Here is a 13,511-nt window from a genome sequence, read left to right as displayed (position 1 = left end):
TTTACGGCTTCAGCCAAGGAAGTCACGGATTGCAGCGGCAATTTCTTCCGCATGGGTTTCGAGCGCAAAGTGACCGGTGTCAAAGAACTTGATCACCGCCTCGGGAATGTCTCTGCGAAAGGCTTCGGCACCCGGCGGAAGAAAGAAGGGGTCGTTCTTGCCCCAGACGGCCAGGAGGCGCGGCTTGTGGTTGCGGAAATAGTCCTGGAACGTTGGATAGAGCGCTACATTGCTCTTGTAATCGCCCATGAGATCGAGCTGCACAGTTTCCGCGCCCGGCCGTGACAGGTAGAAATTGTCAAGCGAATAGCCGTCCGGCGAAATCCTGGCGGGATCCTCAACGCCGTGGGTGTATTGCCAGATCGTCGTTTCCGGTCCCAGGAAGGCCTTCAGTGCGTTACGGTTTTCTTCCGTCGCATTCTGCCAGTAGGCTTGGATTGGGTTCCAGCCTTCGCTGAGGCCCTCCTCATAAGCATTGCCATTCTGCGAGATAATCGCCGTAATCCGTTCCGGATGTTTCACCGCCAGACGGAAGCCTGTTGGCGCGCCATAGTCGAAGACATAGACCGCATAGCGGTCGAAGCCGACGATCTCCGTGAAACGGTCGATCGTGTTTGCAATGCTATCGAAGCTGTTGGCGACAGGATCGTCGGACTGGCCAAAGCCCGGAAGGTCGGGCGCGATGATATGGTACCTGTCGGCCAGCAGCGGAATCAAATCGCGGAACATGTGGCCTGCGGTTGGAAAGCCGTGCAGCAGCAGCAGCTTTGCAGCGCCCTTCGCGCCTGCTTCGCGATAGAAGATCTTGGTGCCGTCAACGGTGACTGTGCGATATGTGATCGTGGTCATGGTTATGTTTCCTTTAGTTGAAGTGGTTCGGGCTGTGGTGGGCGGGTGTCCGCGACTCCCGTTTTGCTATTGGCCGGCTAAAAATCTCGGGTCGCAGGTAGAGCAACAGGGCAGAGCAGATCAGGGCAAAACCGAGAGGCGGCAGAGCTGGCGCCGTCAAGCCGGCGGCGATGAACGTGGCAAGACCGAGAAGGGTCCGTCGGCGGGCAAGCCTCCGGGTCTGTTCAGACACCTCGGCGACCGCGGCATGATAGAGAATTTCTCGCTCGAAAAGCAGGTAGGCTAAATTGACGAGCACGAATACCGCCGCATAGGCGGCGACCGGAACCGGTGCTAGATCCGTGCGTGCCATCCACGCCGTCGTAAAGGGCAGCAGCGACACAAGGAACAAATGCGCAAAGTTGATCCAGATCAGTTGCGGCGAGGCGTAGCGCACCAACCGTAGCAGATGATGGTGATTGACCCAGATGATAGCGATGAACAAGTAGCTCAGTCCATAGCTTAGCAGGGTCTGCCAGAGTGCGAGAATGGCTCTGATGCTGGCGTCCTCGGGCGCCTTCAGTTCCAGCGCCATCAGCGTAATTATCACCGCAATCATGCCATCCGAAAACGCACCAACTCGCTCTGTCGTAACCTTGTGCTCGTGCATTTGCCTGCTCCTTAAAGTCGATTGGCAAGTGGTTTCAGCTCTCGGTAACACTTGCTGCCGCTTCGCGGATGACTTGCAGCACAGCCTCCGGCGCCGTCACCATAGGTGTATGATCGACCGGGAAAGGCCGCTGTACCGCCTGCATGCGGTCCGCCATGAAGTGCTGGTTGGCGGCGGCGATCATTCGGTCATCTTCGGCGATCAGATACCAGGAGGGACGATCCTTCCAGAGAGGCCGCGCGACCGGCGCCGTAATGCAGGCGGGCGATATCGGCCTCTGCACAGCCGAAAGCACCGCCAGTTCCTCATCGGTCGCATTCGGCGCATAGGCTGCAGCGAAGGCTTCATGCGGATAATAGATCAATCCGTTTTCGTCGGGTGCAAGCTGAGGCGCCCGCGGGTCGGGCTCGCCGCGATAGAACACATCGGCGACCGTCTCGCCTTCATCCGGAGCGAGAGCTGCGACATAGACAAGCGCCTTTACGTTTTCGCTCTTCACGCCGGCAATAACTGCTCCGGCATAAGCGTGACCGACGAGAACAACCGGTCCCGCCACACGATGCAAGGCACGCTCAAGCGCTTCGACGTCGTCCGTATAAGATGTCAGAGGTAACGGTGCTGCGGTCACAGCAAAGCCCTCGTCCACGAGTGGCCTGATCACCTTGGCCCAGCCGGAGCCATCTGCCCAGGCTCCATGGACAAGCATGATGTTCATAATCTGCTGATGCGTTGATTGAGCTGACATCCAAGTTCTCCTTCGGTGCTTGTTGGTAACCTGCTTGATTGATACAGAGAGGTTATCATCCAAAACGTAACTTGTCAACAGACATTTTACAGGTTACATATAAGGTACGTTTTCGAGAGGCAGCCATGAATTGCAGTTGGCAGCCTGGATAGGATTTATGATGGATAACCGTTCTCCCGCCCTTTTTCTGGGTGACGCGATGGCGCTTGATTTTCTGAATTCGGTGGCAACGCCGGTCGATGTACCGGTCGATTGGATCGAGGATGGAGAAGGCCTATTGCGCTGGCTTAAGCAGGCGGGCCTCGTCTCGCCGGAAGCACTTGAGGCGATACGCGTCCAGGCGCTGCCGGGCGAGTTGGATAAGGTCGCCGATCAGGCAAGGAACTTGCGCGAGTGGTTTCGGATTTTCGTCCGCGAGCATAAGGGAAGGCCGTTGACGCCTGAAGCGCTCGCCGAGCTGGAACCGTTGAATCACCTGCTGGAGCGCGACGAAGGCTATAGCCGCGTCGTGACGCGACAGACCGAGGACGGCGAACAATTGGAACTCCGGCCTATGCGCAAATGGCGCTCGCCGGAAGCGCTGTTGCTACCGGTCGGCGAGGCCCTCGGCCGCTTCGTCTGTACCGAGGATTTTTCGAATGTTAAGGCGTGCGAAGGCCCGTCCTGCACCCTGCTGTTTGCCGATCACACCCGCGGGCACCGCAGGCGCTGGTGCAGCATGGCGCTTTGCGGCAACCGCGCCAAGCAGGCAGCGCACCGGCATCGACGCAAGCTCGCGTAACTTGCGGCTACGCTCTTGCCCAAATGAAAACGCAGCCAGCAGAGCTGCCTCGGTTCGGTTCTAGAGGCCCGCTGCGATTTGATGAGATGGCAGCACTGCGAAACTATCCGAAGGACTGCGAAGCAAGCGCGAAAACGATCGGAGAACCGGTGCCTGGGCTCCCATAGGCGGCCGCCTCGCAAGAAACCATGGTCGTTACAGTGTCAAAGATGGACATTCCGCTTTGCTGGACAAAATTGGCGAATGGACCTGTGTCAAAATGTGTATCGAGCCGAAGAAAGCTGCCGACATGCGCGGCGACATGCGGTTGAACAACGGCAACTGCGTCTTCTTCACAATAGGCAACGACCGGGCCAACCACGTGACCTCGGCCGAACCGGCGCCGCATAGAATAGGCCATCAGCCTGTTGCCGTCATAGAGGCCGTAGCAGATCGAGCTCTCAAAAAGCCGCAGAAGATGCCGGTAACGCGGCGTACCAAAAGCCGGCTCGTCAAGGGTAACGATTGCTTCTAGATCGCCGCGATCAAGTCGCCTCAGATGAAGCCCTCGCTTGGGACCGCCGACCTGGGGCACGGAGACAATCTCGCCCTGACATTGAAAGACCGTTTGCTGCGCCGTAAATCCAAGTGCTGCGCACATCCGGCGCGCCGCTCGTGTCGCATTCAGCCGGAACCTTTCTTGGCGGCATTCCGCCAGCATCCGTTTGATGAGCCACTTGGCTGTACCGTTCGTTTGCAGCCGCGGCGCTGTGATCAGCATGCCGAATGTGGCGAAACTCTTCTCATGCGGGAACCACATGGTCGAACCGGAGACCCTGCCGATCTCGTCGAGCGCCACAAAACCGCGGCCGACATCGCGCAGATGCCGCCAGTCCTGCGATCGATGCGGCCACCCCACCGACATTGAGAGAGCCTGAAGCTGTGACAGATCGACATCCGCAATGTCGGCAAAACGCATCTCGAATGCATCGACATGCAGTTTCTCGGGTACTTTTGTATCCATTCGTGATCCAGCCGCCCTCTGATATGCCGACCGCATACTCGCGCAGGCCAGCATCATGGTGAGTCGATCTTAGCGGAGACTGCGCGAAACAATTGACTGCGTATGCAGACAGCAGCGCAAGAATTGACCATATGAGCATCGATTTCGGCAGGTATTATCCTGTCGAGCACTTAACCTTCCCACTGATCGCTTCGTCATCAGCAAAGCCGCTGACGGCAACCAGACATGGGAACACCTCAATGCACGCCCCGGACATCCTGGCAAAACTCGTGAGTTTCGAGTCGGTCGTCGGAACAACAAACGCGGATATCATCGAGTGGATCAAGGCCTACCTGAAATCTTTCGGGGCCAAGGTTGATATCATTCCCGGCCCTGAAGGCGACCGGTCGAACCTTCTCGCGACGATCGGCCCCCGCGACAAACCGGGTTATGTCTTCTCCGGTCACACGGACGTCGTGCCGGCCAATGAAAAGGGCTGGACGAGCGATCCCTTCGTGCTGCGGGTAGACGGCGAAAGACTGTATGGTCGCGGGACCAGCGACATGAAGGGGTTTCTGGCGGCATCTTTGGCGGCTGTGCCGATGCTTGTTGCAAGCCCTCTTATGCGGCCGATCCATTTTGCCTTTTCCTATGACGAGGAGGCGGGCTGCCGCGGCGTGCCGCATCTTATTGCGCGTTTGCCGGAGCTTTGCGAAACACCGCTCGGTGTGATCGTCGGAGAGCCGAGCAACATGCGCGCCATCCTGGCGCACAAGGGCAAGGCAGCGGCTCGCGTCACCGTGAAAGGGCGTTCCGGTCATTCGTCGCGGCCTGACTTGGGGCTCAACGCAATCCATGCCGTCGGCGAGGTTCTGCGGTCAGCTGTCTCGACCGCCCAAGCTCTTGCGAAAGGACCGTTCGAAACAGAGTTCGAGCCCCCCTATTCGTCCGTCTCGGTCGGCACCATTCAAGGCGGGCAGGCCGTCAACATCATTCCGGACCTCTGCACTCTGGAGATCGAAGCACGGGCGATTTCCAGCGCGGACCCAGCGGCACTGCTGTCTCCGGTGCGTGATGCCGCTGCAGCGCTTGAGCACCGGGAGTTCCGTGTCGAATGGGAGACGCTGAGCTCCTACCCTGCACTCTCCCTTCCTCGGACCGCTCCCCTCGCCTGTCTGCTAGCGGAACTGACCGGCATCGAGCCACTGCCAGCCGTCAGCTATGGTGAAGGTTTTTCGATGCGGGCCGCGGTGTGACGGTGGCGGCTGGGCGTGTGTCGGCCCGCGTTGAAAAACCTTCCAAGGAGGAGGCCTGCGGGGGCTGGGTGGAGCGCCTATGGGGAAAGCGTGCGGCTGCGGTTTTCTGAGGTGGCTATCGGTGGGAGCGTCGGGTGCAAGCGGGTTGCCCCGAAGGCTTGCAATGACGCGATCGGGGTTGGGGTGCTCCTCTTTCGTAGGCCTCGCATCGGCGGTTTTGCAGTGTGCGGCGTTGCCTGGCGCAAATCGGCGCCACCCCGGAATGCATCGCAGATCCGGGCCGGCCTTGGCTGATGTGACAGGCGTTTCGTCATGCGGCGTCCTTTCGGGGTGGCGCACGGGATTTGGGTCGCTGGCCACGGCGGAATATCTCGACGATGCGCATCGGGCCGCCGCAATCTGGGCATGGCTGCCTCAGGGTGAGCGGGATGCTCTCGGCGCTTGGCGTGTCGTCCTGTGATGGCGCTTCCGTCCCGAGCAGTTTCCTTATCTTTGCGACATTGGCCTTGCGGCCTGCTCCGGCCAGCAGGCCGTAGTGGCGGATGCGGTGGAATCCGTCGGGCAGCACGTGGATTAGGAAGCGGCGGATGAACTCGTCGGTGGCCAGCCGCATGACCTTGTGACGGTCACCGGTCTTGATGCGGTAGTCCTTCCAGCGGAAGGTGACCGCCTCGGCATTCGCGCTGATCAGGCGGCTGTTCGAGATCGCCACGCGGTGCGTGTAGCGGCTGAGATAGGCCAGCACGGCCTCGGGGCCGCCGAATGGGGGCTTGGTGTAGACGACCCAGTCGGATTTGCGGAAGGGGGCAAGCCAGGCAGCGAAGGCATCCGCCTCTGCAAGCCGGGCTAGATCGCCGAAGAAGCAGAGCACCCCGGATTGACTGAGTGCCATCAGTCCTTCGAGAAACAGCCGCCGAAACAGACGAGACAGAACCTTTATGGGCAGAAGGAACCCCGGGCGACAGCCAATCCAGCGCGTGCCATCCGGCGACAGTCCACCGCCGGGCACGACGATGTGCACATGCGGGTGATGGGTCAGCGCCGACCCCCAGGTGTGCAGCACGCTGGTCATGCCGATGTTTGCGCCAAGGTGCCGGGGATCGGCGGCGATGGTGGTCAACGTCTCCGCCGATGCCCGGAATAGAAGATCATAGACCGTCTTCTTATTCCAATAGGCGATCTGCGCGATCTCGGCGGGGATGGTGAAGACAACATGGAAATACTCGACCGGCAGCAGGTCTTCGGCACGGGCGGCCATCCAGTCCCGCGCCGCGGGTCCCTGGCACTTCGGGCAGTGCCGATTCTTGCAGGAATTGTAGGCGATGTGATGGTGGCCGCATTTGGCACAGGCTGCCACATGCCCGCCGAGCGCCTCGGTTCGGCAGGCCTCGATCGCCGCCATGACCTTGAGCTGGGTCAGGCTAACATGCCCGGCATTGGCCCGCCGCCACGCCGGGCCATAGGCACGGAAGATGTCGGCGATCTCCAGTTTTGGCCGGATCACCGGACGGGCGCTACTCCAGTTCGCGTCGGAGCGTTTGGTCCTGCAGCTTCTTCAGGGTCTCGAACGGGCTGATCGTGTCGCGGATCGTCTTCGTGGCGACATGCATATAACGGGCGGTGGTCGTCAGCTTGGCGTGTCCCAGAAGGACCTGGATCACCCGCACATCCGTGTTCGCTTCCAGCAGGTGGGTGGCAAAACTGTGCCGCAGGGTGTGCAGCGTCGCTGGCTTGGCGATCCCGGCCAGTTTTTTGGCGGCGGTGAAGGCGCGGTTGAGCTGCCGCGGCGAGATCGGGTTGATCTTCGGTTTGCCAGGAAAAAGCCAGCCCTGCGGCCGTGACTCGCGCCAATAGTCGCGCAAGAGTTCCAGCAGCAGGGGCGACAGCATCACCTTGCGGTCCTTCTGTCCCTTGCCCTGTTCGACATGGATCAGCATCCGATCGCTGTCGATGTCGCTGATCTTGAGGTTGCAGACTTCGGAGGCCCGCAGTCCGGCGCCATAGGAGATGCTGAGCGCCGCTCGATACTTCAGGCCCGGCCCCTGGGCCGCCACAAGCAGGTCGGAAACCTCCTCAACGCTCAAGACAACGGGCAACTTCTGCGGTTGCCGACGGAACTGCATATGCCGCTTCATCTCTTCGCGGTCGCAGGTGATGCCGAAAAAGAACCTCAGCGCGACGATGCGGGCGTTGAAGGTCGGCGGCGTGACGCCCGCATTGGTCATGTGCAATTGGTAGGCGCGCAGGTCGTCGGGTGTCGCGGTATCCGGAGATCGCTTCAGAAACCCGGCGAAATCCTTGATCGCCCGAATATGGGCTTGCCGGACTTTGTCGCCCATCCCGCGGATGCGCATGTCTTCGATCATCCGTTCGCGCAGCGGGGTCGTCTTCTCCTCCGTCATGGGAACCTCCTGTCTGGTGATTGAGAAGACCCCAATCCTCAGCCAGGACGGCAAACCCACAAAATGCACGGCGTTCAGATCGTTGCTGCACCGTCACCACGGGCGCCAATGCCGCGCGAGCGGCTTCGTCCTTGGCACAGAAGCCGGACTCTACCAGCGTGCCGGCCTGGAAGCGGTCATCTGCGGCCCCGGCGATATCGGACGCGCGCACAAGCCGGACGAATTCATTCTCATGGACGAACTCGCAGCCTGCCAGGCCCTGGTAGAGGCTCTCGGCCGACGTTGCCTGGCGTGATGCCGCAAGACCGAAGGATGCATAGCTGATGACGTTTCTTTTCAACTCAGATCCCCGCCGCGGCCATATCTTTAAGGAAGCCTTCGCACGGGAACTGCCGGACATGCCTTTTTCCATGGATCCGTCATCGGTCGATCCAGAAGCCGTGCGCTATTTGATAACCTGGACGGTTCCGGACGAGCTGCCGCGCTACAGCAATCTCGAAGTGCTGTTTTCCATCGGCGCCGGCATCGATCAGTTCAATACAGCGCATATCCCGGATCACATAAAAATCGTGCGAATGGTCGAAGACGGCATCACCAGCATGATGCAGGAATATGTGACGCTTGGGGTCCTGGCGCTTCACCGCAATCTTCCCGCCTATCTCGGTCAACAGCGCAGCCAGATCTGGAATACCTTGCCGCAGATTCAGGCCGCCGACCGCAGCATCGGCGTACTGGGGCTCGGAAACCTGGGACAAGCCGTGCTCGACAGGCTGAAGCCGTTCGGCTTTTCGCTTTCCGGCTGGAGCCGCAATCAACGCGAACTGGACGGCGTTACCTGTTTTGCCGGCGAAACAGGACTTCAAGCCATGCTTTCCGCCACCGACATCTTGATCTGCCTGCTTCCGCTGACCGACGAGACCCGCGGCTTCCTCAATTCCAATCTCTTTGACAAATTGCCGGAGGGTGCTGGCCTCGTGCATGCCGGCCGCGGACCACAGCTCGTTTCTGAGGACTTGCTGGCCGCACTCGACAGTGGCCGGCTTGCCGGCGCCGTGATCGACGTGACCGATCCCGAACCGCTGACGGCGGGACACCCTTTCTGGAACCACGAGCGCATTTTGCTCACGCCACATGTCGCAAGTGTCACTCAGCCCCATGGCGCCGCACGCGCTGTCATCGACAACATCAAACGAATACGGGCAGGACTGGACCCGCTCGGCCTCGTCGACCGCCGCCGCGGCTACTGATCCTAACTCCGAAAGGAAACCAATGTCCCTCCTTAAGACGATTGACCCGAGTCCTTCCTTCGCACCGCGCGAAAACGTTCCAGCTCCTGAGCGGCTAGTCTCCGGCGATCCGAAGCTCAAGACCTGGGCACAGGACGTTGCCCGCAATGAGACGGTGCATACCGGCGTATGGGAAGCCACGCCCGGTGTCAGCCGTTCGATCAAGGGCAAGACCTTTGAATTCTGTCACATTCTCTCTGGCGTAATCGAAATAACCCCTGACGGCGGCGAACCCGTCGTCTACAAGGCCGGCGACAGCTTCGTCATGAAGCCAGGCTTCGTCGGAACCTGGAAGACGATCGAGACGGTCCGCAAGATCTACGTGACCGTCACGCCTTAAGTTCTGTGGTCCGATTTGACCAAAGAATGCGCTGCCATTTGGCCCCAAAACGGGTTTTTCCGCCGCGCCAGCCGACGCGATCGGATCAAGCTGCTTTGCCGGTCCCGATAGCATCTCCGTAAATTGACCGGAGGCATCATCATGGATCTGAGCTTCGATCCCGACAGTCTTTCTCTTCCTGTCGGGCATTTCATCGGCGATCATTTCGCCGCCGCGGACGGCGTCATTCCGATGCACCGCCCCTCCGATGGAAAGGCTTATGCCGGATGCCCGGTCGCGGATGCCGACCTTGTGGACCAAGCGGTACAGATGGCAAAAACCGCGCTGAAGAACAGCAATTGGGGAGGCGTTCGACCGCGCGAGCGCCTAAATGTGCTTCATCGATGGGCAGACCTTGTCGAGCAGGAAGCCGAAACGCTGGCCAAACTCGAGGCCATCGCCTCGACGCGTCCCGTAGGCCAGCTCGTTGAAGGCGATATCGCGATTTCGGCAGAGCAGATCCGCTTCTTCGCCGAATTTGCCGACAAGGAAGGCAGCGACCTCGTACCGACCGACGACGGCAATCTCGGCATGATCATGACGGAGCCCTATGGGGTTGTCGGAGCCATCACACCCTGGAATTTCCCGATCAATATGGCCGCCTGGAAGCTTGGCCCGGCGCTGGCGGCAGGAAACGCCGTCGTCCTGAAGCCCTCCGAGTTGACGCCGTTCTCGACCATCTACCTGGCCCAGCTCGCGGTGCGTGCCGGTCTTCCGGCCGGATTGATCAACGTGGTTCTCGGCGATGGCGTAACGACCGGCAACGCGATCACCGGCCATCCGGAGATCGCCAAGATAAGCTTCACCGGTTCGACTCGGGCCGGTTCGGCGATCATGGAGAATATCGCCCGCACCGGCATAAAGCCGATGACGCTCGAACTCGGCGGCAAAAGCCCTCAGATCGTCTTCGCCGATGCGGATCTCGACAAGGCGGCGGCTGCGGTCACGGCGAGCATCCTGGGTAATGCGGGCCAGGCCTGCGTGGCTGGGTCACGGCTCATCGTCGAGAGAAAGGTCGCAGCCCAGTTCATCGATGCCATCAAGAGCCGAATGGAAGGAGTCATCCCCCGTCCCACCTGGGATGCGGCGAGCCGATACTCTCCCATCATCTCGGAGAAGCAGAGGCAGCGCATCGACGCAATCGTATCGGCCACCGTCATGGCTGGTGGAAAATGCCTTGCTGGTGGCGCATGCATGGACGCGCCAGGCTATTTCTATGCTCCCACGCTGGTGGCCGGTGTCGATCCGGATTCTCCGGCCATCGTCGAGGAGATCTTCGGCCCGGTGCTGACGGTTCAGACATTCGAGGACGAAGAGGAAGCCCTGCAGCTCGCCGACCATCCGAGCTACGGACTTGCCGCGGGTCTGTTCACTCGCGATCTCTCCCGCGCCATCCGGCTTACCCGCCGCCTGCAGGCCGGCACAGTCTGGGTGAACCGCTATAGCCGCTCGCGTGACCACATTCTACCGACCGGCGGCTACAAGCAATCCGGCATCGGCAAGGATCTCGGCCGAGAGGCATTCCAGGCCAACCGCAGGAGCAAGAGCGTCTTGATCAGCCTTTGAGGACAATGAACATGAAAGCCTACAAGATCGCATTGATCCCGGGTGACGGCATCGGACGCGACATGACCGCTGCCGCCTGGTCGGTTCTGCAGAAAGCGGCGGACGCCTTCGGCTTCAAACTCGAGGGCATCGAATTCCCCTGGTCCTGCGCCTTCTACAAGGAGACCGGCGCCATGATGCCCGCCGATGGAATCGAGACCCTGCGCGGTTTCGATGCCATTCTGCTGGGAGCTGTCGGCTGGCCAGCCGAAGTCCCGGATTCGGTGTCCCTGCATGGCCTGCTGCTGCCGATCCGAAAGAACTTCGTGCAATATGCCAATATTCGCCCGCACCGCCTGTTGCCGGGCGTTCACGGGCCACTCAAGGCATCCGCTTTCGACATCCTCTGCATTCGTGAAAACACCGAGGGCGAATATTCAGGCGCCGGTGGCCGCATTCATCAGGGCACGCTTGACGAGGTCGCGGTCGAGACCTCGATTTTCACCCGCAAAGGCGTCGAACGCATCCTGCGTTTCGCCCTCGAGCAGGCGAAAGCCCGTCGAGGCAAGCTCGCATCCGTCACAAAGTCCAATGCTCAGAAGCACTCCATGGTCTTCTGGGACGAGATCACCCGACAGCTCGCGCGAGACTATCCGGATGTCGAGGTCACGAGCTATCACATCGATGCCATGGCGGCCCGCATGGTGATGGCGCCGGAAACGCTTGACGTGGTCGTCGCATCCAACCTCTTCGGCGACATCCTCACGGATCTCGGTGCGGCAATCCAGGGCGGTCTCGGTTTTGCGGCGTCGGCGAATATCAACCCTGAGCGGAACGCTCCGTCGATGTTCGAACCTGTGCACGGATCTGCGCCCGATATCGCCCATCTGGGCATCGCCAATCCGATCGCGACCGTGTGGTCCGGCGCCATGATGCTTGAACATCTGGGCGAGCGGGATGCGGCAAATGCCGTCATGGCAGCCATCGAAGCAACAACGGCGAGCGGTGTTGGCACGGTTCCAGGCAAGGACCGGACCGACGTGATCACGGCCGCACTGCTCGCTGCAATTTGACATCTCACTGGGGGCCTGAACATGCAAAATCTAAAAGTACCATCCCTCTTCCGCCAGCAGGCACTGATCGGTGGCGACTGGCAACCGGCCCACTCGGGCAAGACTGTTGCGGTCGTCGACCCGGCAACGCAGACCGTCATCGGAACCGTGCCAGACCTGAGCGGCGATGAGACACGAGCAGCGATCGAGGCCGCCGAGGCAGCCTATGCGCCCTGGAAGAAGCGCACGCACGCCGAACGCGCCGCGCTGCTGCAAGCCTGGCATGATCTGATGCTCGAGCACATCGAGGATCTGGCGCTCATCCTGACGACCGAACAGGGCAAGCCGCTCGACGAAGCCCGCGGCGAAATCCGCTACGGCGCGTCCTTCGTCAAATGGTTCGCCGAAGAAGCACGCCGCATCGGTGGCCAGACCATTCCCTCACCAACGCCGGACCGCCGCATCCTGGTGCTGAAGGAACCGGTCGGAGTGTGTGGCATCATCACCCCCTGGAATTTTCCGAACGCGATGATCACGCGCAAGCTCGCGCCGGCACTTGCGGCTGGCTGCACGGTCGTCGTGAAACCGTCCGAATTCACCCCTTACTCAGCGCTGGCGCTCGGCGTGCTCGCCGAGATGGCCGGTATTCCGGCGGGCGTCGTCAATATCGTCACCGGCATGCCGGCGGCGATCGGCGCTGAGATCCTCGCAAACCCGACGGTGCGCAAGATTTCATTTACCGGCTCCACGCCCGTCGGCTCGCTACTGATGCGCGGAGCAGCGGGCAGTATCAAGCGGCTATCCCTCGAACTCGGCGGCAATGCCCCGTTCATCGTCTTCGACGACGCGGATCTCGACCTCGCAGTGGAGGGAGCGATCATCTCCAAGTTCCGCAATGGCGGCCAGACCTGCGTCTGCGCCAACCGCATCCTGGTCCAGGCCGGCGTCTACGATGCTTTCGCCAAGAAACTCACCGCCCGCGTCGATGCCATGAAGGTCGGGCCGGGCACCGAAGCCGGCGTCGCAATCGGCCCCATGATCAATGAAGCGGCGATCGCCAAGATCAACCGCCATGTCGAAGACGCACTTTCGAAGGGCGCAACCATCGTGACGGCCAGGAGGACCCTGCCAACCGGCCCGCAGTATACGGCGCCGATCGTCCTGACTGGAGCCACCACCGCCATGCAGCTCGCTGCCGAGGAGACATTCGGACCGGTCGCGCCGCTCTTCCGTTTCGAGACGGAGGACGAGGCTATCGCCATCGCCAACGGTACGCCCTATGGACTTGCGGCCTATTTCTATACCGAGAGCCTGAAGCGCGCATGGCGGGTGGGCGAGGCGCTGGAATTCGGCATGGTGGGTCTCAACACCGGCTTGATCTCCACGGAGGTTGCGCCGTTCGGCGGCGTCAAGCAATCGGGTCTCGGGCGAGAAGGCTCACAGCTCGGAATCGAAGAATATCTGGAAGCGAAGGCCTTCCATATCGGTGGACTTACCTGAGCTACGGGATCGACAGACGGAAAAAGGGGTTGCAACCGCAACCCCTTTTCTTTTGTGACGACGCTCCTTCGGCAGCCCACCGCCG

At 60.8% G+C, this 13,511-nt stretch carries 14 protein-coding genes; 8 read left to right on the top strand and 6 right to left on the bottom strand.

Annotation, left to right across the window (positions count from 1 at the left end):
- Nucleotides 1–9: 9 nt before the first annotated feature.
- From CCGE525_RS28160 to CCGE525_RS28150, 3 genes are read right to left on the bottom strand one after another with little or no spacing between them, the layout of a single operon-like run.
- Nucleotides 10–849, bottom strand: a complete 840-nt coding sequence (locus CCGE525_RS28160; protein ID WP_120707540.1) for an alpha/beta fold hydrolase — start codon at nt 847–849, stop codon at nt 10–12.
- A gap of 13 nt (nt 850–862) precedes the next feature.
- Nucleotides 863–1,498, bottom strand: coding sequence for a TMEM175 family protein (locus CCGE525_RS28155; protein WP_120707539.1), 636 nt, complete (start codon nt 1,496–1,498; stop codon nt 863–865).
- A gap of 34 nt (nt 1,499–1,532) precedes the next feature.
- Entirely contained in the window at nt 1,533–2,243 is a 711-nt protein-coding gene (locus CCGE525_RS28150; RefSeq protein ID WP_120707538.1) for an alpha/beta fold hydrolase, read from the bottom strand.
- Nucleotides 2,244–2,403: 160 nt separating this feature from the next.
- Here CCGE525_RS28150 and CCGE525_RS28145 point away from each other — a divergent pair, with 160 nt between their 5' ends.
- The gene (locus CCGE525_RS28145; protein WP_120708664.1) at nt 2,404–3,024 is read left to right on the top strand and encodes a CGNR zinc finger domain-containing protein; all 621 of its coding nucleotides are present in this window, start codon (nt 2,404–2,406) and stop codon (nt 3,022–3,024) included.
- Between the two features lie 103 nt (nt 3,025–3,127).
- Here the strand turns inward: CCGE525_RS28145 and CCGE525_RS28140 are convergent, their stop codons facing one another.
- Entirely contained in the window at nt 3,128–4,027 is a 900-nt protein-coding gene (locus CCGE525_RS28140) for a GNAT family N-acetyltransferase (RefSeq protein WP_120707537.1), read from the bottom strand.
- 239 nt (nt 4,028–4,266) lie between these two features.
- On the opposite strand from CCGE525_RS28140, the gene argE reads away from it, so the two are divergent.
- Nucleotides 4,267–5,262, top strand: a complete 996-nt coding sequence (argE, locus tag CCGE525_RS28135) for an acetylornithine deacetylase (RefSeq protein ID WP_120707536.1) — start codon at nt 4,267–4,269, stop codon at nt 5,260–5,262.
- A gap of 310 nt (nt 5,263–5,572) precedes the next feature.
- On the opposite strand, the gene CCGE525_RS28125 is transcribed toward argE, so the two are convergent.
- Together CCGE525_RS28125 and CCGE525_RS28120 are read right to left on the bottom strand one after the other, a co-directional pair.
- Nucleotides 5,573–6,766 carry an IS91 family transposase gene (locus CCGE525_RS28125; protein WP_120703951.1) on the bottom strand — a complete coding sequence of 398 codons (1,194 nt, stop codon included), beginning with the start codon at nt 6,764–6,766 and terminating at the stop codon, nt 5,573–5,575.
- A gap of 10 nt (nt 6,767–6,776) precedes the next feature.
- Nucleotides 6,777–7,664 carry a tyrosine-type recombinase/integrase gene (locus tag CCGE525_RS28120; RefSeq protein WP_120703950.1) on the bottom strand — a complete coding sequence of 296 codons (888 nt, stop codon included), beginning with the start codon at nt 7,662–7,664 and terminating at the stop codon, nt 6,777–6,779.
- Between CCGE525_RS28120 and CCGE525_RS39615 the strand changes: the two genes are divergently transcribed.
- From CCGE525_RS39615 to CCGE525_RS28090, 6 genes are all read left to right on the top strand, one after another.
- Nucleotides 7,609–7,959, top strand: a complete 351-nt coding sequence (locus CCGE525_RS39615; RefSeq protein ID WP_342637458.1) for a M20/M25/M40 family metallo-hydrolase — start codon at nt 7,609–7,611, stop codon at nt 7,957–7,959. The two genes, CCGE525_RS28120 and CCGE525_RS39615, sit on opposite strands and share 56 nt — an antisense overlap.
- A gap of 28 nt (nt 7,960–7,987) precedes the next feature.
- On the top strand, nt 7,988–8,911 hold the full coding sequence (locus CCGE525_RS28110; RefSeq protein WP_120707535.1) for a 2-hydroxyacid dehydrogenase: 924 nt from the start codon (nt 7,988–7,990) through the stop codon (nt 8,909–8,911).
- A 22-nt stretch (nt 8,912–8,933) separates the two neighbouring features.
- On the top strand, nt 8,934–9,290 hold the full coding sequence (locus tag CCGE525_RS28105) for a cupin domain-containing protein (protein WP_120707534.1): 357 nt from the start codon (nt 8,934–8,936) through the stop codon (nt 9,288–9,290).
- 141 nt (nt 9,291–9,431) lie between these two features.
- Nucleotides 9,432–10,895 (top strand): aldehyde dehydrogenase family protein, encoded by a 1,464-nt coding sequence (locus CCGE525_RS28100; RefSeq protein WP_120707533.1) that lies wholly within the window; start codon nt 9,432–9,434, stop codon nt 10,893–10,895.
- An 11-nt stretch (nt 10,896–10,906) separates the two neighbouring features.
- Nucleotides 10,907–11,947 (top strand): tartrate dehydrogenase, encoded by a 1,041-nt coding sequence (locus CCGE525_RS28095; protein ID WP_120708663.1) that lies wholly within the window; start codon nt 10,907–10,909, stop codon nt 11,945–11,947.
- A gap of 21 nt (nt 11,948–11,968) precedes the next feature.
- Nucleotides 11,969–13,426, top strand: a complete 1,458-nt coding sequence (locus CCGE525_RS28090) for an NAD-dependent succinate-semialdehyde dehydrogenase (RefSeq protein WP_120707532.1) — start codon at nt 11,969–11,971, stop codon at nt 13,424–13,426.
- Nucleotides 13,427–13,511 lie beyond the last annotated feature (85 nt).

Origin of the sequence: Rhizobium jaguaris (genome assembly GCF_003627755.1) — a bacterium.
GTDB lineage: Bacteria > Pseudomonadota > Alphaproteobacteria > Rhizobiales > Rhizobiaceae > Rhizobium > Rhizobium jaguaris.
The sequence above is the reverse complement of the archived record's forward strand: the minus strand, read 5'-3'. Positions and strand labels throughout refer to the sequence as shown.

Excerpts from the sequence above, each read along its gene's own strand:
- CCGE525_RS28160 (WP_120707540.1), bottom strand. The coding sequence starts at position 849 with ATGACCACGATCACATATCGCACAGTCACCGTTGACGGCACCAAGATC.
- CCGE525_RS28155 (WP_120707539.1), bottom strand. The coding sequence starts at position 1,498 with ATGCACGAGCACAAGGTTACGACAGAGCGAGTTGGTGCGTTTTCGGAT.
- CCGE525_RS28150 (WP_120707538.1), bottom strand. The coding sequence starts at position 2,243 with ATGTCAGCTCAATCAACGCATCAGCAGATTATGAACATCATGCTTGTC.
- CCGE525_RS28145 (WP_120708664.1), top strand. The coding sequence starts at position 2,404 with ATGGATAACCGTTCTCCCGCCCTTTTTCTGGGTGACGCGATGGCGCTT.
- CCGE525_RS28140 (WP_120707537.1), bottom strand. The coding sequence starts at position 4,027 with ATGGATACAAAAGTACCCGAGAAACTGCATGTCGATGCATTCGAGATG.
- argE (WP_120707536.1), top strand. The coding sequence starts at position 4,267 with ATGCACGCCCCGGACATCCTGGCAAAACTCGTGAGTTTCGAGTCGGTC.
- CCGE525_RS39615 (WP_342637458.1), top strand. The coding sequence starts at position 7,609 with ATGCGCATGTCTTCGATCATCCGTTCGCGCAGCGGGGTCGTCTTCTCC.
- CCGE525_RS28120 (WP_120703950.1), bottom strand. The coding sequence starts at position 7,664 with ATGACGGAGGAGAAGACGACCCCGCTGCGCGAACGGATGATCGAAGAC.
- CCGE525_RS28110 (WP_120707535.1), top strand. The coding sequence starts at position 7,988 with ATGACGTTTCTTTTCAACTCAGATCCCCGCCGCGGCCATATCTTTAAG.
- CCGE525_RS28105 (WP_120707534.1), top strand. The coding sequence starts at position 8,934 with ATGTCCCTCCTTAAGACGATTGACCCGAGTCCTTCCTTCGCACCGCGC.
- CCGE525_RS28100 (WP_120707533.1), top strand. The coding sequence starts at position 9,432 with ATGGATCTGAGCTTCGATCCCGACAGTCTTTCTCTTCCTGTCGGGCAT.
- CCGE525_RS28095 (WP_120708663.1), top strand. The coding sequence starts at position 10,907 with ATGAAAGCCTACAAGATCGCATTGATCCCGGGTGACGGCATCGGACGC.
- CCGE525_RS28090 (WP_120707532.1), top strand. The coding sequence starts at position 11,969 with ATGCAAAATCTAAAAGTACCATCCCTCTTCCGCCAGCAGGCACTGATC.